Raw genomic sequence first — 24,746 nt, forward strand, 5'->3', positions numbered from 1 at the left:
TAAATTCAGAATGACGCGCTGTTATTTAGTTTGATTTATGTTACAAAACGACTAAATTCGTTGTTGTAAAACATATTTCATTTATAATTGTGTATTTCTTAACAATTTGCAGTAAATGAAAAATTACTGAACTAATTTTGATATAAAATGAATTTATTTGCAACTATACTTTTAATTATAATACTGATACTTTTAATAGGGGATTTATTCTATCTTAAAAAGATTCTTAAGCTTCTAAAGAAAAAGAACAAAACAAACATTGATGAGAGATACTTTGAACTTAAATATCATTTAAATCTACTAAAGTCAATCTCAGCTATACTACTATTTATATTTGGTTTCATTGGCTATTCAGGTTTTAATGACTTCAAAAAAGAAATGTCTGAAAATTTTAATAGTTCTCTAAAAACACAAAGAGAAAAAATCACAAAAATGGACAAAACGTTAGAAAACTATAAAAAAAGTATTGATTCTATAGTTGAATTCAAAAATCAACTTAATAACTTAATAGAACTAAATGATACAGACTTGAAAAGAATAAATAATAAAGTTTCAAGTATTAACAAATCATTTAAATATAATCCAAAAATTTACATTGTTAATCAATTGAGTTACCCTGAAGGCTCAGGTGAAATAAAATTTGAATTCTCTAAAATGAAAACAATTCATGGGGAAACTTTACCTAAGTTTAAAAAACCGCCATTCATTACTGTTCAAGGATATAGAGCTGGAATAGATATATTAGAAATAACCACTACTTATATTTTACTAAACATGGGTGTTACTTATGAATATCCGGGAATTTCGAAAAAAAAATATTTTGAATTTGATTTATGGATTGGTTCTCAAGAATAATACTTACTGCCAAAACCTGTAAAACTAATTATTGCTTTTAGCCAATTCACCAATTTTTAGCACAAAAAAACACAACTAATCAAATAGCACAAAAAAACCTATTTACAACATCTTCAAAAAATCATTTCTATCAATTTTACGAGCGCCTAAACTTTCTAAATGTTCGTTATGCACTTGGCAATCGATGAGTTTGTATCTACCATTTTTGGCTAAGTGAATAAAAGCTACTTTACTCATATTGCTTGCTTTGCTAAACATACTTTCGCCACAAAAAATACCGTTTCCGGTATCAACTCCGTACAAACCGGCAACGAGTTTATCATCAATCCAAACCTCAATAGATTTTGCGATTCCTTTTTCGTGTAAATTAATATAAGCATCTTCCATATCGTCGGTAATCCACGTTCCTAACTGATCATTTCTATCAATATGGCGACAATTAAAAATAACATCTTTAAACGCTTTGTTTTTGGTAACTGTAAAACCTCCTTTTCGCAATACTTGGCGCATCGATTTAGAAACTTTTACTTCTTGCGGAAACAACACCATGCGTTCTGGTGGCGAATACCAAACAATAGGTTCGCCTTCATTAAACCATGGGAAAATTCCGTTTTTATACGCATGTATTAACCGTTTGGCAGATAAATCGCCTCCAAATGCCAAAACACCCTCTTCATTTGCGAATTCATAAGGCGGAAATACTATTTCTTCAGGTAACCAAATCATATATATAATTGTAAATTTTTATAAATTCTGTCAATTCGAGTAAATTTCACAATTGAAATGAGTGAAATTTATATCGAGAATAAGAATTATACTTAAAAACTAGTTCTCGATACTATTTTATTCCATTACACTTTATAAAATCACTCGAACTGACAGTACTAAAAACTATCGTAATTAACTCATTATGCATTATAATAAATCGCTGTCAATTCGAGTAAATTTCACAATTGAAATGAGTGAAATTTATATCGAGAATAAGAATCATACTTAAAAACTAGTTCTCGATACTATTTTATTCCGTTATCACTTTATAAAATCACTCGAACTGACAGTACTAAAAACTATCGTAATTAACTCATTATGCATTATAATAAATCGCTGTCAATTCGAGTAAATTTCACGATTGAAATGAGTGAAATTTATATCGAGAATAAGAATCATACTTAAAAACTAGTTCTCGATACTATTTTATTCCGTTATCACTTTATAAAATCACTCGAACTGACAGTACTAAAAACTATCGTAATTAACTCATTATGCATTATAATAAACAGCTATCAATTCGAATGAATTTCACGATTAAAATAAGTGAAATTTGTATCGAGAATAATGATTTCACATAATAGTTCTCGATACTATTTTATTCCGTTACACTTTATAAAATCACTCGAACTGACAGTACTAAAAACTATCGTAATTAACTCATTATGCATTATAATAAACAGCTATCAATTCGAGTGAATTTCACGATTAAAATAAGTGAAATTTGTATCGAGAATAATGATTTCACATAATAGTTCTCGATACTATTTTATTCCGTTACACTTTATAAAATCACTCGAACTGACATTCATAAAACATCATAATTAAGTTAATTATAGCTGCAAAGATAGCATAGTTAATATCAGAATAACAGATAAAAAAACTGCTTTGATTTCATTTTTTATAATTCTTGCAGAAATAAAAACGTATCAATTCAATTTTGCATAATTTTGCACCATGGTAAAAGAACTTCAACTACGCGTTAATTTAATAGAAGAAAAGAAAGAAGACATCTTAAAAAAGAAAGCTTCTAGAAAATTAGACATCGCTATTACTAACATAACTACGGTAAAAGTATTACGTAAATCTATCGATGCGCGTAAAAAAGACGTGGTTTTTAATTATAAAGTAGCGGTTTATATTAACGAACCTTTACCTGATACTCCTGACTATATTTTTGATTATCAAGATGTATCTAACGCTAAAGAAGTTCATATTATCGGTTTCGGACCTGCAGGAATGTATGCCGCGCTTCGTTGTATAGAACTTGGTTACAAGCCAATTGTTTTAGAACGTGGTAAAAATGTACAAGATCGCCGTAGAGATTTACGTGCTATTAATCAGGAGCATTTTGTAAATGAAGATTCTAATTACTGTTTTGGAGAAGGTGGTGCCGGAACCTATTCTGACGGAAAATTATATACCCGTAGCTTAAAACGTGGCGATGTTCGTAAAATATTCGAAAACTTGGTACACCATGGTGCTGCTGAAGATATTTTAATTGATGCGCATCCGCATATCGGAACTAATAAATTGCCTAAAATCATTCAGAATATTCGTGAGAATATTATCAAATATGGTGGTGAAGTTCATTTTGATACGCGCGTTACCGATTTTGTTATTAAAAACAGCAAGCTACAAGCTATACAATTGCAAAACGGAAATGAAATGACTGTGAATTCAGTGATTTTAGCAACTGGGCATTCCGCTAGAGATATTTACGAATTGCTTGACAGAAAAGATATTTTATTAAAAGCAAAATCATTTGCAATGGGAGTTCGTGTAGAGCATCCTCAAGAAATTATAGACCAAATTCAATATAGTTGCACAGGCCAAAGAGATGAGTTATTACCAGCTGCATCATACAGTTTAGTACATCAAGCAAATAACAGAGGTGTATATTCGTTTTGTATGTGCCCGGGCGGATTTATTGTGCCAGCTGCAACGGCAAACGGAGAGGTTGTTGTAAACGGAATGTCGCCTTCTCGTAGAAATAATAAATTTGCCAATTCGGGAATTGTTGTTGAAATTAATATCGATAAAGATTTATACAAATATGAAAAATTCGGAGCGCTTAAAGGTTTAGAATATCAGAAGGATTTAGAAAAATTAGCTTTTAACGCTGGTGGAAAAAGTCAGGTTGCCCCTGCCCAACGTTTAACCGATTTTGTAGAAGGTAAATTATCGGCTAGTTTAAATGAAACTTCTTATCAGCCAGGTTTAAACTCAGCACCAATGCATTCTTTATTGCCAAAGTTTATTGGTAGTAGATTGCGTAAAGGTTTTGATGCTTTTGGTAAAAAAATGCATGGTTATTATACTGCCGAAGCAAATATTATTGGAGTAGAATCTCGCACCTCATCTCCGGTTAATATCCCTAGAAAAGAAAGTTTAGAACACCCACAAATAGAGGGTTTATTTCCTTGTGGGGAAGGTGGTGGTTATGCAGGCGGAATTATATCTGCCGCAATGGATGGAGAGCGCTGTGCTGAAGCTGCAACCGCTAACTTATAATTAACAATATTTCTTTGATTTATTTCCAATTACCTTGTATTTTTGCATTCTCTAAAGAGGCCCAGAGAAACAAGGAAATGAAAGTTAAGAAAAGAAGAAATAAAAAGAATGTAAAGCCACACGTTAAGCGGTTACACAACTACTACCAACGTACCGGTTTTTACATGTTTATTTGGGAAAGTTTAAAAAAAGCTTTTTGGCCAATAGTGAGTGCAGTTGTAGGTATATTTTTATTTAATAAATATGTTTACAATATTAATGACGGTTTACAAACAGTTACCGAAACTTTTTCTAGACTAGGTGTATTAACTACTTTTTTCATTTCTGAAACAATACTGGGTTTAATTCCGCCAGAGATTTTTATCGCTTGGTCTAAAAAAACAGCAGATCCTGTTTTAAACTTATCGCTATTAGCAACCTTATCTTATTTTGGTGGATTAACTGCTTATTTTATAGGTAGAGCTTCCTTAAAAATTGCTTCTGTAAAACTTTATTTAGAAGTTAAAATGGCTAAAAACCTTAAAAACACCAGTAAATGGGGTGGTTTTTTAATTTTAGTTGGTGCCTTATTACCATTACCTTTTGCGATTAGTTGTTTAACCGCTGGTATGATTAAATATCCGTTTAAAAACGTAGTACTATTTGGACTATTTCGTTTTTTACGTTTTGCCATTTACGCTTGGGCTATTTTTAAAATGGTTAACTAAAACAATAAAATATATTATTACTATGGGATTAACGAACAACGATATTTTTAAAAAATTAAGAGTAGCTCACAAATTTCGTGATACTGATATTATTGAAATCTGTGCTTTGGTTGACTTTAAAGTTTCTAAAGGTGAGTTAGGTGCTTTTTTCAGAAATGAAGAGCATCCTAAATATATGGAGTGTGGCGATCAAATTCTTAGAAACTTTTTAAACGGATTAGTAATTCACTTAAGAGGACCAATGCCTAAAAAGGAAAAATAAAAACGATACAATACAACATAATAAAAGCCTTCTGATAACAATATCAGAAGGCTTTTTTCCCTTAATACATCTTTAGTCTCTAGCTAATAAATGATAGTACAAATATATTTTAATCTGGCAGAGCTACAAAAGGGATATCCGCATTTAAAAGAGTGGATTTCCGTAAAACGTAAAAAGAGAGCCGGTGGCTCTCTTTTTTGTATATATAATCCTTTTATATTAAAAAGGTAAATCGTCTGGTTCGTTAGCAGATAAATCTGGTGCTGGTTGAAACTGATCTACAGGTGGTGTATTTTGAGCAGAAGCTTGTGCTAAATTCTCAATTCTCCATCCTTGAATAGAGTTAAAGTATTTTGCAACTCCTTCTGGATTAATCCACTCTCTACCTCTTAAATTAATAGATACTTTTACATCTTGACCAACAGCATAACTATTTAAAACATCACATTTATCCTGTACAAACTCAATCATAATCATTTGTGGATATTGCTCATCTGTAGTCACAACTAATTCACGTTTTCTAAATCCGCTAGCTCCAAATGTTTGTGTTTCGTTAATTAATTTAATCTTCCCTATAACTTCCATATTCTTATCTATTTAATTAAAAGCACTTTCCAAGCACTTTCTACATCATTACTCTTTAAATAATCTTGTGCAAATGTATGTTTTTTTTCAGTTGAAAGCGAAACATATTTTGGGTGTTCTTTCGCAAAGTTATTAACAGTTTCCTCATTTGGTAGCTGTTCTACATTACCTAACATTCCTAAATTATTACCTGTTAAAACAGCACTATTTCTAATTTCAACAGGAATTTGATCTACACCAATTCCTAAAGTCGAAATTGGTTTTGGAATTTCAAAAAAACCGTCTCTTGCTCTAGAATAGTAGCTTCCTCCTGCCCTAGCAACTAAATCTATTTTATGTTGATCTATGCTTCCGTCTTCCGCTAAAACATTTTCGTTAATATGTAATTTAACCACTTCGCAAACAATTAAATTCCCTGCGCCTCCTTCGGTTCCTGTATAAATAATATCGATTACTTTACATTCAAATTGTACTGGCGATTCTGCTACTCTAAAAGGCTTTACTTCATCAGAAGGTAACATTGTAAACCCTGCTTTTTCAAACTCATTTACACCCTTCGGATACATCGTACTACTTAACGACATTTGTTGTACAATATCGTAATTCACCACATTAATAACCACTTCTTTGGTTTCTTCAGCATTATCTAACGTATGTTTTGTTTTATTACCTCTTACACTTCGTGCTGGAGAAAAAATTAACATTGGTGGATTGGCTCCGAAAACATTAAAAAAACTAAACGGTGATAAATTCGGATTTCCTTCTTCATCAATAGTACTTGCAAAAGCAATAGGTCTTGGTGCTATAGCGCCTAATAAATAACTATGTAATTTACCTACAGGTAATTCTTTAGGATCGAGTGATAACATATATATTCTTTTTAGATGTAAATATACTACCGTTTTACAAATTAAGTTATTGTATAGAATAGTTTATATTTGACTAATGACATTTTTTAAGAATACTTATTGGATAAAACGCCTTACTGTTTTAGTATCTATATTAATCGTTTCGTTTATTTTATGGAATACCTATGTTTTTTTTCAGAAATTTAAGGAAGAAGAACGTGGTAAAATAGAAATATTTGCAGTCGCCTTTAAAGAGCTAGCTTCTAATCCTGATTTAAACGAAAACACAAACTTAATTAATAAGGTTTATGAAACTATAGAAAACATTCCTACGATTCTTGTAAATAAAGACGGAACAATTGATTTATATAGAAATTTAGACATTGTTAAGTCTAAAAATCTTAAATATCTTCAGGAACAGTTAGCGCTCATGAAAGATCAGAACGAGCCTATTGTTATTGAGTATTTCGGAATTACACAATATCTCTATTATCGAAATTCCGATTTATTATACAAGCTTAAATACTATCCGCTAGCATTACTTTTAATACTAGGTCTTTTTTTAACCATTGTTTATATGGTGTATAAATCGAGTAAAGTTGCCGAACAAAATAAACTTTGGACCGGTATGGCTAAGGAAACTGCTCATCAAATTGGCACACCGTTATCTTCTTTATTAGGTTGGATTGCTATTTTAAGATCTGAAGATGTAAACGAAGAATATATTGTTGAAATTGAAAAAGATGTTGATCGTTTAAGTACCATTGCCAATCGATTTTCTAAAATTGGCTCTCTTCCTAAATTAAAGAAATATAATATTGTATCAGAAACACAAGCAGCATTTAATTATTTAAAATCTAGAAGCTCTAAACAAATTAATTTTTCTTTTTCTTCGGATAAAGAAACACTTTCAACCTTCTTAAATATCGAGTTATATGGTTGGGTAATTGAAAATTTAATTAAAAATGCTATTGATGCAATGCGAGGAAAGGGAAATATTTCTCTTGAAATTAAAGAAACTAGTAAGTTTATAAAAATTATAGTAACCGATTCTGGTAAAGGAATTGCAAAATCGCAGTTCAAACAAATATTTAAACCTGGTTTTACCACAAAAAAACGTGGCTGGGGATTAGGCTTGTCGTTATCTAAACGTATTATTGAAGATTACCATAACGGGAAAATACATGTTTTAAAATCTGAAATAAATAAAGGAACTGCTTTCGAAATTCAGCTAAACAAGGTTTAGCCTTCTATGTCATTGCGAGTCACGAAGCAATCTATTTAACTAATAAACTACTTCAATACTCAAAAAAACATTGATATAAATAAAGTTTAATCTTCTTTCTCTAATCTTTTTTTCATTGACAACCCAAAAAAGAAGCTCCCTAAAAGCATCCAAAAAACAAAACCCACTAACACACTTTTTAATGTTATTTCTTCGCCATCAAAATAAGGCCAAATAAATGTCATTGTTATAAACATAGACACTCCCCAGCCTAATCCCACTTTGTGCCATTTTTGAAATTTCATATTAACTGAAATTATTAGAAATGTTTTTTGCTATGGTAACAAACTCGTCATTTGTTAATTTTTCTTTCTCTATAAATTGAATATCAGCCATTGTGTTTAAAGGAATTAAATGCACATGTACATGCGGCACTTCAAGACCAATTACACTCATTCCAACACGTTTGCAAGGAATCGTTTTTTCTATCGCTTTTGCTACTCGGTAAGAAAAAGACATCAATCCGTTATATTCTTCTTCTGACAAATCAAAAAGTTTATTTTCTTCTCTTTTAGGAACTACCAAAGTGTGTCCTTTTGCATTCGGATTCACATCTAAAAAAGCGATAAAATTTTCGTCTTCTGCGATTTTATATGAAGGGATTTCTCCTAAAATTATTTTGGTAAAAATACTTGCCATAACTTTTGTTTTAATGTTTTCTAGAACACAACCGATGATTAAATTAAATCTCGACTGCACTCAACCTAACAATATAAAGTAAAAATAAAAAAAGCGTTGCAAACGCAACGCTTTTATCAATAAATATTTTTAAAGAGATTATCTAGATATCTCTATGATTTCAAATTTCATAATTCCGTTAGGCACTTTAATCTCTGCGATATCACCTACTTTATTCCCTAATAATCCTTTTCCTATAGGTGAATTTACTGATAATTTTCCGTTTCTAATATCTGTCTCAGAATCTGCAACCAAAGTATAGGTAAACTCCATACCATTAGTCGTATTTTTTAATTTCACGATAGAGTGAATCAATATTTTAGATGTATCTAATTGACTTTCATCAATAATACGGGCATTCGCAACTACATTTTTAAGTTGCGCAATTTTAGTTTCTAATAACGATTGCTCTTCTTTTGCTGCATGGTACTCTGCATTCTCACTTAAATCTCCTTTATCTATAGCGTCACCAATTTCCTGAGAAACTCTTGGTCTTTCAGTATGCTCTAAATGTGATAATTCGTCTTTTAATTTTTTTAATCCTTCTGCAGTATAATATGATACTTCACTCATAATTTCTAAACTTTAAAAATCTCATTCCGATTAGGAATGAGATTGCTCTACAAATATACAAAATATTTGTAAATTCGTACCGTTACCTATATAACTCTATTTTAAAATAATGAAAAAAATACTTTACCTATTTATTATAACAATTACATTGGGTTGTAGTGATAATACACCTGTTAATAATTGTTTTAGAGGAATAGATATGAATGCTATTGTCGATTTAACATTACCCGAGTTTCAAGGATTATTAGTTCCTAGTGGTAGTTCTCAAAACACAATTCAGGGTCGTAATGTTTTCCTTTTCAGAACAGGTATTAATGGTTATAAAGCTTTCGATCAGCAGTGTCCTGAAACTACTTGTAACTCTTTAATGACTTTTAACGGCGTGCAAATTACATGCCCTTGCGACGATAAACAATATAACTATTTAGCAGATGGCGCACCAATTGATAATGAAGGCTGTTCTGCCCTAATGTATCTTGTTACTAAAGTTAGCGCTTCGCAATTAAGAATATCTCGTTAATTGTATTTATACTATACTTTAGATTCTTATTTTTGCGATAACAACAACACACTAAAATATTTATCTTGAAAAATTATTTTTCTTCAGACTTTAAATTGGGCGTTCTTGGTGGCGGACAATTAGGTAGGATGTTACTTACCGAAACTCAAAAATTTGATATTTACACCTTAATTTTAGATAAGAATCCAGAGGCTCCTTGCGCACAAATATGCAATGAGTTCCATCAAGGAGATTTATTTGATTTTGATACAGTTTACAACTTCGGTAAAAAGGTAGATTTACTAACCATCGAAATAGAAAATGTAAATATTGATGCACTCGAAAAACTACAGGCCGAAGGCTTAACTATTTACCCGAAACCTGCTAATTTGAGGATAATTCAAAACAAAGCACGTCAAAAATTATTTTACAAAGATCATCAAATTCCTACTGCCGATTTTTCTCATTATGCTTTTCTAGAAGAGTTAAAACACTCATATGAAAACAATATTATTGAGTTTCCTTTTGTATGGAAATCTGCACAATTTGGTTATGATGGTACCGGTGTAAAAGTAGTTCGTACTTATGAAGATTTACAATCATTACCAGAAGGAGAATGTATTGCTGAAAAACTAATTCCTTTTAAAAATGAATTGGCCGTTATTGTAGCCAGAAATTCTAATGGATCTGTAAGAACATACCCTGTTGTTGAAATGGAATTTCATCCAGAAGCAAATCAGGTTGAATATGTAATTTGCCCTGCAAGAATAGATTCTAAAGTAGCGGAAAAAGCAAGAGAAATAGCGTTAAAAGTAGCTAGTGATTTCGACTTCGTCGGATTGTTAGCTGTTGAAATGTTTCAAACTAATGATGATCAAATCATTGTTAACGAAGTAGCTCCAAGAACACATAACTCTGGACACTATTCAATTGAAGCTAGTTATACAAACCAGTTCGAACAACATGTACGCAGTATTTTAAACCTTCCTTTAGGTAATACAGAAAGTAAAGTTGCCGGGATTATGGTAAACCTAGTAGGCGAAGAAGGTTATACAGGCGATGTCGTTTACGAAAACATGACAGAAATCTTAAAAATAGACGGAGTTACACCACACATTTACGGAAAGAAAACAACCAAACCTTTTCGAAAAATGGGGCACGTAACTATTGTTAATAAAGACATTAATGAGGCGCGAAAAATAGCGCAACAAGTAAAAGAAACAATTAGAGTAATTAGTAAATAATTACTCGTCAAGCTGAATTCATTTCAGCTTCTCACCCAAATTAATGAGATTCAGAAACAAATTTTAGAGTCTCATTTTAAAAACATAAATTATGGTAGGAATTATAATGGGAAGCGATTCAGATCTTCCAATCATGCAAGAAGCAATTGATATTTTAGAAGGTTTCGATATTCAAATAGAAGTAGATATTGTTTCTGCTCATAGAACACCAGAAAAATTAGTCGACTATTCTAAAAACGCACATACTCGTGGTGTAAAAGTAATTATTGCCGGCGCAGGTGGTGCTGCTCATTTACCAGGAATGGTAGCAAGCATGAGCCCTTTACCAATAATCGGAGTTCCTGTAAAAAGCAGAAATTCTATTGATGGCTGGGATTCTGTTTTATCAATATTACAAATGCCAGGCGGTGTTCCAGTAGCAACTGTTGCTTTAGATGGTGCAAAAAATGCAGGTATTTTAGCTGCTCAAATTATTGGTGCTTCTGATAAGTGTGTATTAGATAAAATCATTGCATACAAGGAAGGTTTAAAATTAAAAGTTGAACAAGCTTCAGAAAGAGTAAGAAAATAATCATTTGTCTCCTCGAGCGCAGTCGAGAGGTTCTATTTAGATTTCGACTGCGCTCGACCTGACACAAACATTAAAAAATGAATCCACTTTTACAAGACTTTAATACACCTCCTTTTTCTAAAATTGCAAATACAGATTATAAACCTGCCATTGAAGAAGGAATAAAAATAGCCAAAGCAGAAATTGATGCAATTGTAAATAATACTGAAGCTCCTACTTTTGATAATACCACAGTAGCTTTAGATTTTACAGGCGAAAAACTAAATAAAATCACCTCAATTTTCTTTAATTTAAACTCAGCAGAAACTAATGATGAAATTCAGAAAATAGCACAAGAAATTTCTCCTTGGCTGAGTGAATTCAGAAATGACATCACATTAAATGAAGCATTATTTAAGAGAGTAAAAACTGTTTTTGAGAATATACCTTCTTTAGAATTATCTCCTGAACAACATATGTTACTAGATAAACAGTACAAAAGTTTTGCTAGAAACGGAGCCAATTTAAATGAGACTGACAAGACTGAATTACGTAGTATTGATGCTGAACTATCAAAACTCTCATTAAAATTCGGAGAAAATGTATTGGCAGAAACCAATGCTTTTGAAATGCATTTAACTGATGAAAATGATTTATCGGGTTTACCAGAAAGTGTAAAAGAAGCGGCTAAGGAAATAGCAATATCAAAAGAGAAAGATGGATGGATTTTCACTTTAGATTACCCAAGTTATATTCCGTTTATGACCTATGCAGACAATAGAGAACTGCGTAAAAAATTAGCAATTGCTGCTGGTAAAAAAGGATTTCAACAGAACGAATTCAATAACGAAGAAACGGTTTTAAACATTGTAAACCTTCGTCATAAAAGAGCCAATTTATTAGGTTATAAAACACACGCTCATTTTGTTTTAGAAGAACGAATGGCTGAAACACCTGAGAAAGTTTTGTCTTTTTCTAACGATTTATTAGCAAAAGCAAAACCTGCCGCAAAACGTGAATTTGATAATTTAGCTACTTACGCTAAAAAATTGGATGGTATAACGCAACTTCAAAAATGGGACGGTGCTTATTACGCAGAAAAATTAAAGAAAGAATTATTTTCTTTAGATCAAGAATTGCTAAAACCTTATTTTAAATTAGAAAATGTAATTGACGGTGTTTTTGAAATTGCAAGTAGATTATTCGACTTACAGTTTGAAGAAATCAACTCGATTGATAAATACCACGAAGACGTAAAAACATACAATGTAACCGATACAAAAGGAAATTTCGTATCACATTTTTATGCAGATTTTCATCCTAGACCAGGAAAAAGAAATGGTGCATGGATGACTTCTTACAAATCGCAACAAATTAAAAATGGTGTTAATGAGCGCCCGCAAGTATCTATTGTTTGTAACTTTACTAAGCCTACCGAAACAAAACCGTCATTATTAACCTTTAACGAGGTTACAACGCTATTTCATGAATTTGGTCACGCATTACACGGAATGCTTGCAAACACAACGTATAATAGTTTATCTGGAACATCTGTTTCTTGGGATTTTGTAGAACTTCCTAGTCAGGTTTTAGAAAACTGGTGTTACGAAAAAAAAGCTTTAGAGTTGTTTGCAAAACATTATGAAACTGGAGAAACGATTCCGATGGAATATGTTAAAAAGATAAAAGAATCAGCTAGTTTTCATGAAGGTATGCAAACCTTGCGTCAACTGAGTTTTGGACTCTTAGACATGAATTGGCATGGAAGCGAATCGCCTGAAACAATTACTTCTGTAAAAGAATTTGAATCAAAAGCTTTTGCTGACACAAAACTATATCCTGATGTTGCTGAAAATTGTATGAGTACTGCTTTTTCTCATATTTTTCAAGGAGGATATTCTGCTGGATACTATTCTTATAAATGGGCAGAAGTTTTAGATGCTGATGCTTTTGAGTATTTCTTAGAAGAAGGAATCTTTAACAAAGAAGTTGCCGATAAATTTAAAAACAATGTACTTTCTAAAGGTGGAACCGAAAAACCAATGGAGTTATATAAACGCTTTAGAGGAAAAGAACCAAAACCAGATGCGCTTTTAAAACGTGCTGGACTTTTAGCATAAAATGTAACTTTGAGCGCTGTTTAACTAATTTTACAACTGTAACATTAAAAGTTCTGGACTGCGCTCGAACTGACACTAATTTATAATTACTTGTTCTTAGCTTCAATCCACTTGCTCATGTATTTTGTAGCTTGTAAAGTTTGATGTTGTAACAAACTTCCAAGAAAATTATTTTGACGGTGTTCAATTATATTTTCTTGGATTTTTTTTATGCGCTCAACAAAAGGTTTCTCAATTTTTTCTTTATCATAAATAGCATTGATAATTTCTATTCCGCTTAATTGAAACTCTTCCCATAATTTCTCATCAGAATACAATGTAATCGCTTTGTTAGAAAATGCCTCAAAATCATCTTCTATAAAACCATTCCAATTAAAACCATCATGCATTCCTTCTGCTCCGATATTTGATGTTATACTTGGCGTTCCGCATAGCATCGCTTCGGTAAGTTTCCCTTTTATTCCTGCTCCAAAACGGATAGGCGCTAAAACAACTCTGGCGTTTCTCACAACTTGCATGGCATCTTCAGCAAATCCTTTTACGATAAAACCTTCTTTTTTATTATGCAACTGATTTATTTGTTGCGTTGTATAGGCTCCGTAAATATGAATTTCTGTTTTCGGTAGTTGCTTCCGAATCGATTTCCATAGTAATTTAAGTTGTAAAACAGCATCTACATTTGGTTGATGAAAAAAGTTACCTATAAAAACAAAATGCTCACGTTCTTTAAAAGACTTCCACTTTTCAATAACCTTTTCATCAATTTTATCTAATAAAAAAGGAAGATGACAGAGTAAGTTTTCATCAATTTTAAAAACTTCTTTAAGTAATTTTACTTCATAAGAAGAAATAATTAAACTTAAATCGCATCGCAATATCGAAGCTATTTCTCGTTTAGCATCCGTAGAGTTTAACAAAGAATCCGTAGAAAAAATTTCGCCTTTTTTTAATTGTTGATGACGGGTTTTACGCAAAAAATGTAAATCCTCAGTATCCAAAATTCTTATAGCATCCGGACAATTTTCTGCTACTCGCCAACCGAACTGTTCTTCCATCATAAAACGATCAAACAGCACGATAGACGGATTTAAATCAGATATAAAATCATCAAACGAAGTATTATTCAATTCAATCGATCTTTCATCTACTCCCAATTCAGTTAAATGAATTGCTTTTTCACTTTTTTGTGCTGGCGAAGCAAATGTTATTTTATAATTATTCTTTAAAAACAATTCAATTAATTGCAACATTCTACTTCCTGCGGCAGAAGAATTTGGTTCTACCCAAACATACCCGATAATTAATAGTTGTTTCATAATGGTTTCAAAGTTAAAATAATTAATGATACTTATTGATAAAAAGTAATCGAAAACATACTTCAGCAAATCAACTTTTATGTGTAATTTTGCACTTATTATTCTGAAAAACAAAATATAAACTGATAAAACGTTAATTTTTATCAGATATACATAAACAATAAAAACACGACTTATGAAATACGATTTAATCGTTATTGGTTCTGGTCCAGGTGGATATATTGCTGCCATTAGAGCCGCTCAATTAGGATCTAAAGTAGCTATCATCGAAAAATATTCAACTTTAGGTGGTACCTGTTTAAACGTAGGATGTATTCCTTCTAAAGCTTTATTAGATTCTTCTCATCATTATTACGATGCTGTGCATCATTTTGAAGAGCACGGAATTACTGTTGAAAAGCCTTCTTTCGATTTCGGAAAAATGGTAGACCGTAAAGCTAATGTTGTAGAAACTACTACAGGCGGAATTAAATATTTAATGGACAAGAATGATATTACTGTTCATGAAGGTTTAGGTTCTTTTGAAGATGCAACACATGTAAAGGTTACTAAAAACGACGGAACTTCTGAAGTAATTGAAGGTACAAACATTATTATTGCTACAGGTTCTAAACCATCTACATTGCCTTTTATCACTTTAGATAAAGAGCGCGTTATAACATCAACTGAAGCTTTAAAACTTAAAGAAGTACCAAAACATTTATTAGTAATTGGTGGTGGAGTAATCGGTTTAGAGTTAGGTTCTGTTTACAAACGTTTAGGTGCTGATGTAACGGTAATTGAATATGCTCCGAAAATTACACCTACCATGGATGCTGATATTTCTAAAGAACTTCAAAAAGTTTTAAAGAAACAAGGCATGAAGTTTAACACAAGTCACGGTGTTACTTCTGTAGAAAGAAACGGAGACGAAGTTGTTGTAAAAGCAACCAATAAAAAAGGTGAAGAAGTTACTTTTAATGGAGACTATTGTTTAGTTGCTGTTGGTCGTAAAGCCTTTACAAAAGGATTAGGATTAGAAAAAGCAGGCGTTAAGCTTACTGATAAAGGAATGGTAGATGTAAATGAACATTTACAAACTAGTGTTTCTAATATTTTTGCTATTGGTGATGTTGTTCGTGGAGCAATGTTAGCACACAAAGCTGAAGAAGAAGGTGTTGTTGTTGCTGAATTTTTAGCAGGACAAAAACCTCATATCGATTATAACTTAATTCCTGGTATTGTGTATACATGGCCAGAAGTTGCCGCTGTTGGTAAAACAGAACAAGAGTTAAAAGATGCTGGTGTTGCTTACAAAGCGGGTAAATTTTCTATGCGTGCCTTAGGAAGATCTAGAGCAAGTGGAGATACTGACGGATTTGTTAAAGTATTGGCTGATAAAAATACGGATGAAGTATTAGGAGTTCATATGGTTGGTGCACGTGTTGCCGATTTAATTATGGAAGCTGCCGTAGCAATGGAATTTAGAGCTTCTGCTGAAGATTTAGCAAGAATATGTCATGGACATCCAACATATTCAGAAGCTGTTAAAGAAGCTGCAAAAGCTGCTTGGGACGGAAAACCTTTAAACGCTTAATACAAAGCTTTAAAATATATTTTAAAAAAAGCAATCTCGTTTGAGATTGCTTTTTTTTGGTTTATTATTATTATTATTATTGCCAATAAATAAATTGTTACAAACTATAAAAATTGAGTTATGAAAACTAAAAAAATAAATTATTGGTATGTTTTAATCGTTTTTATAGCCATTATGTTAATAACTGGTTATGTTTTTGACCTTGGAGAAGCTTTGGGTAAAGCGATGGCTAATTAAGGCTTATTAAGGCTTATTAGCTAAGAAGAGCTCCTGAAATAGATAAGTTATACCTTTATAATAAAGCACAAAAAAAATCCGAACTCAATGAGTTCGGATTTTTTATATTTTAACTTTTCTGATTACTGAATTCCGTAAAAAGAACTCATGTTATCTTCAATGTTAGAAGCTTTCTTAATTGCTTCATACATTTGAAAAGATTTGTTTTTTCTTTCGTTTACTAAACGCTTTCTGTAAGAATCGTAGTTTGGTAAAGCTGTTGGTAATGTTTTTGATGTTACTTCAAAAGCAAATACTCCTTTATCTCCTGCTACGTTTTTAACTACAGTGTTTTCTTTAGCGTTTAACATTGCTCCTACTACTTTAGGCTCAAACCCTACACCCGAAATTGTTGGTGATTGTAAGTTTACATCTGCAGCATTTTTAACAGTTACATCTACCGATTTAGCTATTTCTGCTAACGTAGCTCCGCTAATTTTAGCTTCAATTAATTTTGCTTTTCTTTGGTTTGTTAAAATAGGACGAACTCTTGAAATTGCTTTTTCAACTGGCATTAAACCTTTTTCAGTTTTACCTGTTAAAACAGCAACTACATATCCTCCATCAATATCAAAACGTTTAGAAGTTCCTTCGTTTACCTCTGTGTCAAAAGACCAAGTAATAATTTGTCTTTCATTACCAATTCCTGGTACAACTTCATCTAAAGGTTTTAAACCAACTGCTGGTTGAGATACTAAATTCTTTTCTTTTATAACTTCATCAAAGTTTTTACCGTTTGATAAATCTAAAGAAAAAGTTTCAGCATTTTGAAAAACTGTATTTTCTGTAGCTTCTGATGCCTCAATCTTACGTCCAAAAGTTGCTAATTTTACAACTGTTTGAAAGTTCTTCTGACCATCAACTTTCATTACGTGAAAACCAAATTGAGATTTTACAACACCCATATCTCCTTTTTTCCCTTCAAAAGCAAAGTCTCTAAAAGCTGGTACCATTCTGTTGTAACCAAACCAATCATAGAAACCTTCTTTTTCAGCAGAACCTTTATCTGAAGAAAACTCTTTTGCTAAAGCTGCAAATTTAGATTTGTTAGCTTTTAAAACTGTTAATAAGCTATCTGCAGTATTCTTAGCTTCTTCTTCTGTTTGTGTTACTGTTGCATCTGCACTTGCAGAACCCACAAAAGGAATTAAGATATGACTTGCCTGAGCTGAATCTGGTAATTGAACTACTTTTGTAATTTTAGATAATTTAAAGTGGTTTGCGTCTTTATATGGTCCGAAAACATCGCCTTCTTTACCATTAAAAATTTGCTCAGCAATTACTTGTGGTACTTGAACCTTAAACTTGTAATTGTTGTCTAAAGCGATATCAGAATCATTTTCTGATAAAAACTCAGCATAATTACTAGTGTTCTTTAATCCTTTAACAGCTATGTTAGCACCAGTTACTGAATCTTCTATTAACTTAGCAACTTCTGCTTTAACAGCTACTTCATCTTCAGCCGTAGGCTTAATATCAAACTTTACAAATTTAATATCTCTAGAGGCTGTTACTTGAAATTGATTTTCGTATTTACTAATATAATTTTTAATGTCGCTTTGTTTTAAAACAACTAAATCATCAGCAATTGTAGTATAAGGTACATAAACATATTTACCTGAAACCTTTGTGTTTTCTGTTAAATATTGTGCTTCACCTTCTTTTAAAGAAGCTCCTAAACCTGCAGATACTAAATTATCGTATGCTGCTTTTTCAAGTTCGTTCTTTAAAGAAAACATGTAGTTTTGCCAATTACTCCAATCAGCTCCGTTTTCTTCTTTAATAGTTGCTAAGAACTCTTTAAGTTTATTTTTATCTAAAAGACCTGCGCTTTGAAATCTTGGGTCGTTTTGAATAAACGGAGTTTCATACAATCTATTCATTATATCAGCATCACCAACAGTAATTCCTGCTTCTTCTAACTGAGTTTTGTATATTTTTTGTCTGATAATGTTATTCCAAACAGTTTTTGCTGCTTGCATTTCAGAAACGCTATTGCCTGTTTGTGCTTTATAAGCATCTAAAGCTTCTGCAAATTCTTGGCGTGAAACAGCTTCACCGTTTACTTCACCTATTTCATTTACTTTACTTGCATTAAAAAAATCTGATATTGTAGAAGGGTCTAATACAAAAGCAAAAAGTGCTAAACCAATTACAAGAATTAAGAACATTGAACGTTCTCTAATTTTCGATAAAATTGCCATACGTTATTTATTTTATTTACAGTGAGCGAAAATACAATTTCATAGTAAACAAAGCAATGTTTTTTTAAGCTGTTTTTTTTTGATTGAGAATCTATGCAGAAAAGTACGTTTTAATCTTCTATATCGATGACTTTTAAGTACAAATCATCAATTTTAGTAGCGCTTACTTTTAGTATTTTAATATAGAATTTATCGATGTGTAAAACTTCGTCTTGTTCGGGTATCGTTTCAGTATGATTTATAATAAAACCACCCAACGTTTCGTAAGCTTCTTCTTTAGGTATATTTAAATCGTATTCTTCATTTAAATAATCGACTTCTAATCGTGCTGAAAATTTAAATTCTTGGTCGCTAATTTGTTCTTCTAGTAACTCTTGACTATCATGTTCGTCTTCAATCTCACCAAATAATTCTTCTACAACATCTTCTACAGTTATAATTCCTGATGTACCGCCATATTCATCTACAACAATTGCAATGCTTTTTCTTTTCTTTATCAAACTGTTTAAAACATCGTTAATAATCATCGATTCTGGCACAAATTCTACCGGTAATAAAATCGACTTGATAGAAACTGGATTTTTGAATAATTCGAAAGCACTTACATACCCCAAAATATCGTCAAAAGAATTTTTATAAACCAAAATCTTAGATAAACCTGTTGCGATAAACATCTCTTTTAAATTTTCGACAGATTCGTGTATATCAATTGCCATAATTTCTGTTCGAGGCACCATAATTTCTCTGGCTTTTACCTTGTGAAATCCTAATGCATTCTGGAAAATTTGGATTTCTAAATCGATTTTATCTTCGTCATTTCCTCCATCTAATTGTTCAGAAATATAATTCCCCAATTCCTCTTTACTAAATTCTTTTTTAGCTTCTGCTTCTCTTATTCTGAAAAAAATGAATAAGAAAAAATCTGAAATTTTGGTGATAATCCAAGTTATTCCGTAAAATAATAAATAAAAAATATATGCCGGCACTACGAAAAGCTTTAACATTTCGTTTGCATAAATTCTAAATATGGTTTTAGGTAAAAACTCTGCCGTTACTAAGATAATAAGTGTAGATACTATTGTTTGTGTTAAAAGGTTTAAATCATCTAATAAATAGTTTATAAATGTAAAATCTGTTGGCAATGCTGTTTGAAACCAATTCATTAACAATTGTCCCATAAAGTAACTATATATTACCAATGCTACATTATTACCAACCAACATTGTTGTTATAAACTTTGATGATTTTCGGGTAAGAATCGCTAATATTTTAGGTAAAAAACCTTCTCTCTTTTTTTCTAGCTCAATATGTAATTTATTGGCAGAAACAAAGGCTATTTCCATACCTGAAAAAAAGGCCGAAAATAGTATAGAGCTAAGAATTATAATGATTTCAAATTCCATTAACGTTGTTGATTTCTCTTTTCAACTTTTCTTCTAAAATGACGTTTAAAGAAGAAAATTAAAGTAATAAAGATACCAAATCCAAATCGAATAAGCGCATCTTGTTTGCTTGTGCTCCATTGAAAAACACCTTCAACAAAAAACAATGCCCCAATAACTAAGTAACCGTACTGTAAATACTTCCAAAATGTATTCATTGTATTTATTTTTGATTTGTTTGAATTTCTCCTGTAATGTCTTTAGCTATATATTTAGATAAATCCTCTTTCGACTCAAAACCAAAACCGTTAACAGTACCTCTTAATGTTGTTAACCTAAAGCCATCTTCAGTAAAAAAGTAATGTTCTTTTTGATCCCAAAATAACTGATTGGTTTCTAACTTTCTGTTTCCAGAATGGTTTAAGATTACCACATTTCCTTTAATTTCAGAAACACCTGTTTTACTGTATGACAAAGCATAGTTACCTGTGATTGTAGTAGAATCCTTTCCTGTTTGATCAATAGAAACAATTTTTATTCCTTTAGGGAACTCGCTATACGGATGCTCCTCTCTATTAGAAAAATCATAAAAAAGAGATGCTTTTGTTTTTGAAGTAATTTTACCTGAGTCTTTTTTTATATGATAAATATTTATTGCCGTTCCTACAGGCATATTTTTATCCGCTAAAAAATCTCGCACTTCTTGCTTTGAATTTACACAAGAAAAAAGCATTGCCACCAAAAAAATGGCAGCAATGCTTTTATGTATATTTATAGAGTATAATTTCATCTAACCCTATTATGGTACACGAACTGTTTCACCAATCCAACAACCAATTTTATGGCTAGCTCCTGAAGCAATACCTTTTTGAAATATTAATTTCTTTGATGGTACATTTTTAGTATAACTTGAAATATATCTATTGGCTCCACAACCTGGATCTACTCTCTTAGCTTTTAATGCTTTATTTAAAGCCGCTACGTACACCATTCTCTTTTCAAACTCATCACTACCACAAGAGTTTGCACTCTTTTGATATAAACTTGCAATAAATAAGTACGCCTTACCCATGTTTGGGTTATATCTTAATGCTTCGTAAGCTAAAGATCTTGCTCTACTTCCGCTAGCATTCTGCGCTTCTCTTAATTTATACTTTGCCTTTACAAAAGGATCTGTTTCTAAATCAAAAGCTTTCTTTTTCATTTCTACAGCACCACTTCTATCTCCATTTTTAGCCAAAACTCCAGCTAAGAAGTTGTAAGCATCAGAAGATTGTGTAGTTTCAGCATAAGCATTTGCTAACTTCTCAAATAAAGGATCTGTTTGACAACCTTTATTATACATTCTAGAAACTGCTCTTTTTAACCAAACACCATCTGTTTTTTTACCTTCGAAATCTCTAGTATAAATAGGAATTAATCGTTCACAAGTAGCTATTTTAGAAATCATAGCATCTAAACCACCTTCAACCTGTCCTAAAGAACCAGAGTTAATAGTAAAAGCTTTTAAATTTCTTTTTTCTCTTGCTGATGCTGTTCCTAAAGAGTCTTTTACCTGAAGTTTTGCTATTTTTTTATTATAGTCTTCTAACTTAACCTCTACAGATTCCATTACATCATCATAAGTATCAAATACTTTCTGAGGGTCAGTATCTTTATTTTGTTCGGCAATAGCCTTAAAGTATCTAAAGATATTTGTTACACTCATATCAATAGGAGAAATATCATATGCTTTTTTTAATATTTCAAAAACCTCAGCATCGGTAGCTAATTTATTTTTTATTAAATACTTCGCATAATCACTATGTATTTTAGCAGGTCTATCTCCTGAAAAATTAATTAATCTGTTCTCATATACTTTTTTTGCTAATACAGGGTCTTTTAATTTATCTGCTACTTTAGCTCCATATTTATAAATATTAACTGATAGCTTTGGGCAATTTGTTAATAGATATTCTAAGTTCCCTTTAGCTTCAGCATACTTCCCTGTAGATGCATCTCCTTTAAAAAGGTTATACTTTATGTTACATTCTTGACTCGCTTGTGCCTTAACACCATTTACGGCTACGAACAAAAATAATCCTGTTAGTAAATACGTAATTTTTTTCATCTTGTATCAGTTTTTTTTATTAATCTATTTCTCTTTTCTGGAACCATTTAAGACTATTTAATGATAAACTTAATCTAACATTAAAATATTCTTCTTTTACCAAGCTACTACTTGATGATCCTTTTTGCCCATATTCAAATCCAATATTTACATTAGACAATTGTCTTGGCAATGGCAATCCTAATCCAATATTTATGCCAAAGTCTTTAATTGCTGTAAAATCATTTGTGGTCTTAACTAACAGACCTGTATCTTCGAATCGCAAACCAGCCCTATAAGTAACTCTATCCCAATAACTTGATATTGAATTCACCTTCGGAATATAATAACCTCCTATTGATAATTTATTTGAATCATCGTATTTATAGCCCCCGCCATCTGAAATTAATGAACTATTACTACTTAAAGCACTTTGATATTGCTGATTAATACCTACATACCATTTGTTCTCTTTTCCTAAACCTACTCCGAAAACAGTTTTTACAGGAATGTTTATATCTCCACTTACCGTTCTATTAAAAAGCTCATCTCTTTGAATATCTTGTCCTGAAAAAGAATACATTCTTTCATTTCCGTTTGCAGATAAATCGCTATTTAAAGTTATTGAAGCTCCAGTAAAAAAGTTTAAATTATTTTTCAACTCTCTTTTGTATTGAGCACCTAATTTAAATTGCCCTCCTCTAATATTTACAGATTCTTCATTTTTTGTTCCTAAAGCAACATCAGCCCTTTGGTTTATGATGCTATTATCTAGATTACCAAAAATATATCCTGCTTCGACACCTACTGAAAGCCCCTTTAAAACATACATTCCAAAACTGGCATATATTTTATTTGTTCCTCCTTCTCCTCTAAACAAAGTTACCTCTTCATCGTTTTGGTTATTTAATAAAGAATAACCAACTGAAGAAAAAGGTTGTAACCCAACAGAAACCCCTGCTTTTTTACCTAACGGAAAACCTAAAGAGATATAACGTAAGTTTGTTGACTTACCAGATTGTGATGTATTTCCTTCTTTTATTGTTAGGAAACTCATATTTCCACCTATACCATATGTAGCCGCTCTTAAATCTGCATTTGAAGCCGGATTCGTGAAATTTAAGTGGTGAGTATCTTTTAAAGCAACTCCAATACCCCCCATAGATGCTTGCTCTACAGTAACTGCTTCAAAATTTTCTCCAATTCCAAAATAAGAATAAGGTGACGCACTGTTTCTTTGTGCTGATATTGTTACTGCGCTAAGCACAAGTATTCCTAATATAAATCTCTTAATCATTCGTTAAATTATATGTCAAAACGGTATGTAATCCTTCCAAAACAAAATTTGGATGGGCAAATATGCCACTTTTTAATTGTTTAGCCAAGAAATATGTGTCTCCTCCTGTTAAAACAATTGTTAAATCTCCATACTTTTTTTGATATTGATTAATAACGCCTTCAATTTCATTAATTACGCCGTTTACAACACCCGAATGTATTGATGTGTTTGTGTTTGTGCCTATAAAACTAGATACTTCACTTAAACCTAGCAATGGTAATTTAGCCGTATAATCATGTAATGCCTTATACCTCATTGTAATACCTAAAGAAATTGCACCTCCTAAATATTCGTTTTTATTATTGATAAAATCGAAAGTAATACAGGTTCCTGCATCAATAATTAAAACGTTTTTTTGCGGGTATTTTCCTGTAGCTGCTGCTGCGAGTGCTATTCTGTCAACACCTAAAGTTTTTGGGGTCTCGTATTTATTTATAAAAGGAACTTTAATATCGGAATTTAAAAAAATCGGATTTAATAAATCAGTGATTTCTTTTAGTGTTTTTTCTGATATATTAGACACAGAAGACACAATAGAGCTTGAAATAGAAAAATTTTTAATAATTTTTTTCACTTCAAATACAATTTCTGCCTTGCTAAAAACAAAAATTTCTTTGATTGTATTCAACTCAAAAACAGCTGCTTTAACTCTTGTATTACCAACATCGATAATTAAATTCATCTTTACATTTCTTAGAATTCAAATTTACAATACATTTTTTTTAAAACAAATACTTTGTATAATTAAAAAACGGTTGTATATTTGCATCCGCTTAACGAAAGTAGCAAACTGGTGCCTTAGCTCAGTTGGTAGAGCAAAGGACTGAAAATCCTTGTGTCCCTGGTTCGATTCCTGGAGGCACCACTATAATTTTCTCAATCTAATTGTGAATTTTATTTTGTTACTTAAATAAGCATTCAACGGTGCCTTAGCTCAGTTGGTAGAGCAAAGGACTGAAAATCCTTGTGTCCCTGGTTCGATTCCTGGAGGCACCACCGAAAAAACCCGAACATTTGTTCGGGTTTTTTGTTTTTACAACATAAAAAACTCATTGTTTTAGCAATGAGTTTTTAAG

Annotated in this window: 24 protein-coding genes and 2 tRNA genes; 12 read left to right on the forward strand and 14 right to left on the reverse strand. The window is 31.6% G+C overall.

What is annotated here, in order from left to right; all coding sequences use genetic code 11:
* Window positions 1–147: 147 nt before the first annotated feature.
* Window positions 148–855 (forward strand): hypothetical protein, encoded by a 708-nt coding sequence (locus H0I30_RS07905; protein ID WP_218771329.1) that lies wholly within the window; start codon window positions 148–150, stop codon window positions 853–855.
* A gap of 102 nt (window positions 856–957) precedes the next feature.
* Here the strand turns inward: H0I30_RS07905 and aat are convergent, their stop codons facing one another.
* Window positions 958–1,581: a leucyl/phenylalanyl-tRNA--protein transferase gene (gene aat / locus H0I30_RS07910; protein ID WP_218771330.1), complete on the reverse strand. Its 624-nt coding sequence runs from the start codon at window positions 1,579–1,581 to the stop codon at window positions 958–960.
* A 999-nt stretch (window positions 1,582–2,580) separates the two neighbouring features.
* Here aat and H0I30_RS07915 point away from each other — a divergent pair.
* The 3 genes from H0I30_RS07915 (at window position 2,581) to H0I30_RS07925 (ending at window position 5,106) form a co-directional block, all read left to right on the forward strand.
* Complete coding sequence (locus tag H0I30_RS07915) at window positions 2,581–4,137, forward strand: NAD(P)/FAD-dependent oxidoreductase (protein WP_218771331.1); 1,557 nt, start codon at window positions 2,581–2,583, stop codon at window positions 4,135–4,137.
* A gap of 77 nt (window positions 4,138–4,214) precedes the next feature.
* Entirely contained in the window at window positions 4,215–4,844 is a 630-nt protein-coding gene (locus H0I30_RS07920; protein WP_218771332.1) for a YqaA family protein, read from the forward strand.
* 22 nt (window positions 4,845–4,866) lie between these two features.
* On the forward strand, window positions 4,867–5,106 hold the full coding sequence (locus tag H0I30_RS07925; protein WP_218771333.1) for a DUF1456 family protein: 240 nt from the start codon (window positions 4,867–4,869) through the stop codon (window positions 5,104–5,106).
* A 219-nt stretch (window positions 5,107–5,325) separates the two neighbouring features.
* On the opposite strand, the gene H0I30_RS07930 is transcribed toward H0I30_RS07925, so the two are convergent.
* On the reverse strand, window positions 5,326–5,691 hold the full coding sequence (locus tag H0I30_RS07930; protein WP_218771334.1) for a DUF3127 domain-containing protein: 366 nt from the start codon (window positions 5,689–5,691) through the stop codon (window positions 5,326–5,328).
* 8 nt (window positions 5,692–5,699) lie between these two features.
* The gene (locus H0I30_RS07935; RefSeq protein WP_218771335.1) at window positions 5,700–6,560 is read right to left on the reverse strand and encodes a flavin reductase family protein; all 861 of its coding nucleotides are present in this window, start codon (window positions 6,558–6,560) and stop codon (window positions 5,700–5,702) included.
* A gap of 76 nt (window positions 6,561–6,636) precedes the next feature.
* Between H0I30_RS07935 and H0I30_RS07940 the strand changes: the two genes are divergently transcribed.
* A complete protein-coding gene (locus H0I30_RS07940; protein ID WP_218771336.1) occupies window positions 6,637–7,785 on the forward strand; it encodes a HAMP domain-containing sensor histidine kinase in 1,149 nt (382 codons plus the stop codon).
* Between the two features lie 86 nt (window positions 7,786–7,871).
* On the opposite strand, the gene H0I30_RS07945 is transcribed toward H0I30_RS07940, so the two are convergent.
* From H0I30_RS07945 to greA, 3 genes are all read right to left on the reverse strand, one after another.
* Window positions 7,872–8,069, reverse strand: coding sequence for a hypothetical protein (locus H0I30_RS07945; RefSeq protein WP_218771337.1), 198 nt, complete (start codon window positions 8,067–8,069; stop codon window positions 7,872–7,874).
* Window position 8,070: 1 nt separating this feature from the next.
* Window positions 8,071–8,463, reverse strand: coding sequence for an HIT family protein (locus tag H0I30_RS07950; protein WP_218771338.1), 393 nt, complete (start codon window positions 8,461–8,463; stop codon window positions 8,071–8,073).
* 138 nt (window positions 8,464–8,601) lie between these two features.
* The gene (gene greA / locus H0I30_RS07955) at window positions 8,602–9,075 is read right to left on the reverse strand and encodes a transcription elongation factor GreA (RefSeq protein ID WP_218771339.1); all 474 of its coding nucleotides are present in this window, start codon (window positions 9,073–9,075) and stop codon (window positions 8,602–8,604) included.
* A 109-nt stretch (window positions 9,076–9,184) separates the two neighbouring features.
* On the opposite strand from greA, the gene H0I30_RS07960 reads away from it, so the two are divergent.
* The 4 genes from H0I30_RS07960 to H0I30_RS07975 all read left to right on the forward strand — a co-directional run bounded on the left by H0I30_RS07960 (window position 9,185) and on the right by H0I30_RS07975 (window position 13,488).
* Window positions 9,185–9,595 (forward strand): Rieske 2Fe-2S domain-containing protein, encoded by a 411-nt coding sequence (locus H0I30_RS07960; protein WP_218771340.1) that lies wholly within the window; start codon window positions 9,185–9,187, stop codon window positions 9,593–9,595.
* 65 nt (window positions 9,596–9,660) lie between these two features.
* Window positions 9,661–10,818: a 5-(carboxyamino)imidazole ribonucleotide synthase gene (locus H0I30_RS07965; protein WP_218771341.1), complete on the forward strand. Its 1,158-nt coding sequence runs from the start codon at window positions 9,661–9,663 to the stop codon at window positions 10,816–10,818.
* A 91-nt stretch (window positions 10,819–10,909) separates the two neighbouring features.
* On the forward strand, window positions 10,910–11,389 hold the full coding sequence (gene purE, locus H0I30_RS07970) for a 5-(carboxyamino)imidazole ribonucleotide mutase (RefSeq protein ID WP_218771342.1): 480 nt from the start codon (window positions 10,910–10,912) through the stop codon (window positions 11,387–11,389).
* Between the two features lie 77 nt (window positions 11,390–11,466).
* Window positions 11,467–13,488, forward strand: a complete 2,022-nt coding sequence (locus H0I30_RS07975; protein WP_218771343.1) for a M3 family metallopeptidase — start codon at window positions 11,467–11,469, stop codon at window positions 13,486–13,488.
* A gap of 86 nt (window positions 13,489–13,574) precedes the next feature.
* Here the strand turns inward: H0I30_RS07975 and H0I30_RS07980 are convergent, their stop codons facing one another.
* Window positions 13,575–14,804 (reverse strand): glycosyltransferase, encoded by a 1,230-nt coding sequence (locus H0I30_RS07980; RefSeq protein WP_218771344.1) that lies wholly within the window; start codon window positions 14,802–14,804, stop codon window positions 13,575–13,577.
* A gap of 175 nt (window positions 14,805–14,979) precedes the next feature.
* On the opposite strand from H0I30_RS07980, the gene lpdA reads away from it, so the two are divergent.
* Window positions 14,980–16,380, forward strand: coding sequence for a dihydrolipoyl dehydrogenase (lpdA, locus tag H0I30_RS07985; protein WP_218771345.1), 1,401 nt, complete (start codon window positions 14,980–14,982; stop codon window positions 16,378–16,380).
* Between the two features lie 359 nt (window positions 16,381–16,739).
* Here lpdA and H0I30_RS07990 read toward each other — a convergent pair whose 3' ends face one another.
* The 7 genes from H0I30_RS07990 to H0I30_RS08020 form a co-directional block, all read right to left on the reverse strand.
* Complete coding sequence (locus H0I30_RS07990; RefSeq protein ID WP_218771346.1) at window positions 16,740–18,860, reverse strand: peptidylprolyl isomerase; 2,121 nt, start codon at window positions 18,858–18,860, stop codon at window positions 16,740–16,742.
* Window positions 18,861–18,970: 110 nt separating this feature from the next.
* Entirely contained in the window at window positions 18,971–20,263 is a 1,293-nt protein-coding gene (locus H0I30_RS07995; protein WP_218771347.1) for a hemolysin family protein, read from the reverse strand.
* On the reverse strand, window positions 20,263–20,460 hold the full coding sequence (locus H0I30_RS08000; protein WP_218771348.1) for a hypothetical protein: 198 nt from the start codon (window positions 20,458–20,460) through the stop codon (window positions 20,263–20,265). Before H0I30_RS08000 ends, H0I30_RS07995 begins: the two co-directional genes overlap by 1 nt.
* A 5-nt stretch (window positions 20,461–20,465) precedes the next feature.
* The gene (lptC, locus tag H0I30_RS08005; protein WP_218771349.1) at window positions 20,466–21,032 is read right to left on the reverse strand and encodes an LPS export ABC transporter periplasmic protein LptC; all 567 of its coding nucleotides are present in this window, start codon (window positions 21,030–21,032) and stop codon (window positions 20,466–20,468) included.
* A gap of 9 nt (window positions 21,033–21,041) precedes the next feature.
* Complete coding sequence (locus H0I30_RS08010) at window positions 21,042–22,352, reverse strand: hypothetical protein (protein WP_218771350.1); 1,311 nt, start codon at window positions 22,350–22,352, stop codon at window positions 21,042–21,044.
* Between the two features lie 19 nt (window positions 22,353–22,371).
* Entirely contained in the window at window positions 22,372–23,628 is a 1,257-nt protein-coding gene (locus H0I30_RS08015; RefSeq protein ID WP_218771351.1) for a hypothetical protein, read from the reverse strand.
* On the reverse strand, window positions 23,621–24,352 hold the full coding sequence (locus H0I30_RS08020) for a type III pantothenate kinase (protein WP_218771352.1): 732 nt from the start codon (window positions 24,350–24,352) through the stop codon (window positions 23,621–23,623). Before H0I30_RS08020 ends, H0I30_RS08015 begins: the two co-directional genes overlap by 8 nt.
* A 110-nt stretch (window positions 24,353–24,462) precedes the next feature.
* Here H0I30_RS08020 and H0I30_RS08025 point away from each other — a divergent pair.
* Together H0I30_RS08025 and H0I30_RS08030 are read left to right on the forward strand one after the other, a co-directional pair.
* A tRNA-Phe gene (locus tag H0I30_RS08025) sits at window positions 24,463–24,535 on the forward strand.
* 58 nt (window positions 24,536–24,593) lie between these two features.
* Window positions 24,594–24,666, forward strand: a tRNA-Phe gene (locus tag H0I30_RS08030).
* Window positions 24,667–24,746: the final 80 nt, after the last annotated feature.

The sequence above is a fragment of the Tenacibaculum sp. AHE14PA genome, from assembly GCF_019278465.1.
In the GTDB taxonomy this organism is placed as follows: Bacteria; Bacteroidota; Bacteroidia; order Flavobacteriales; family Flavobacteriaceae; genus Polaribacter; species Polaribacter bernardetii.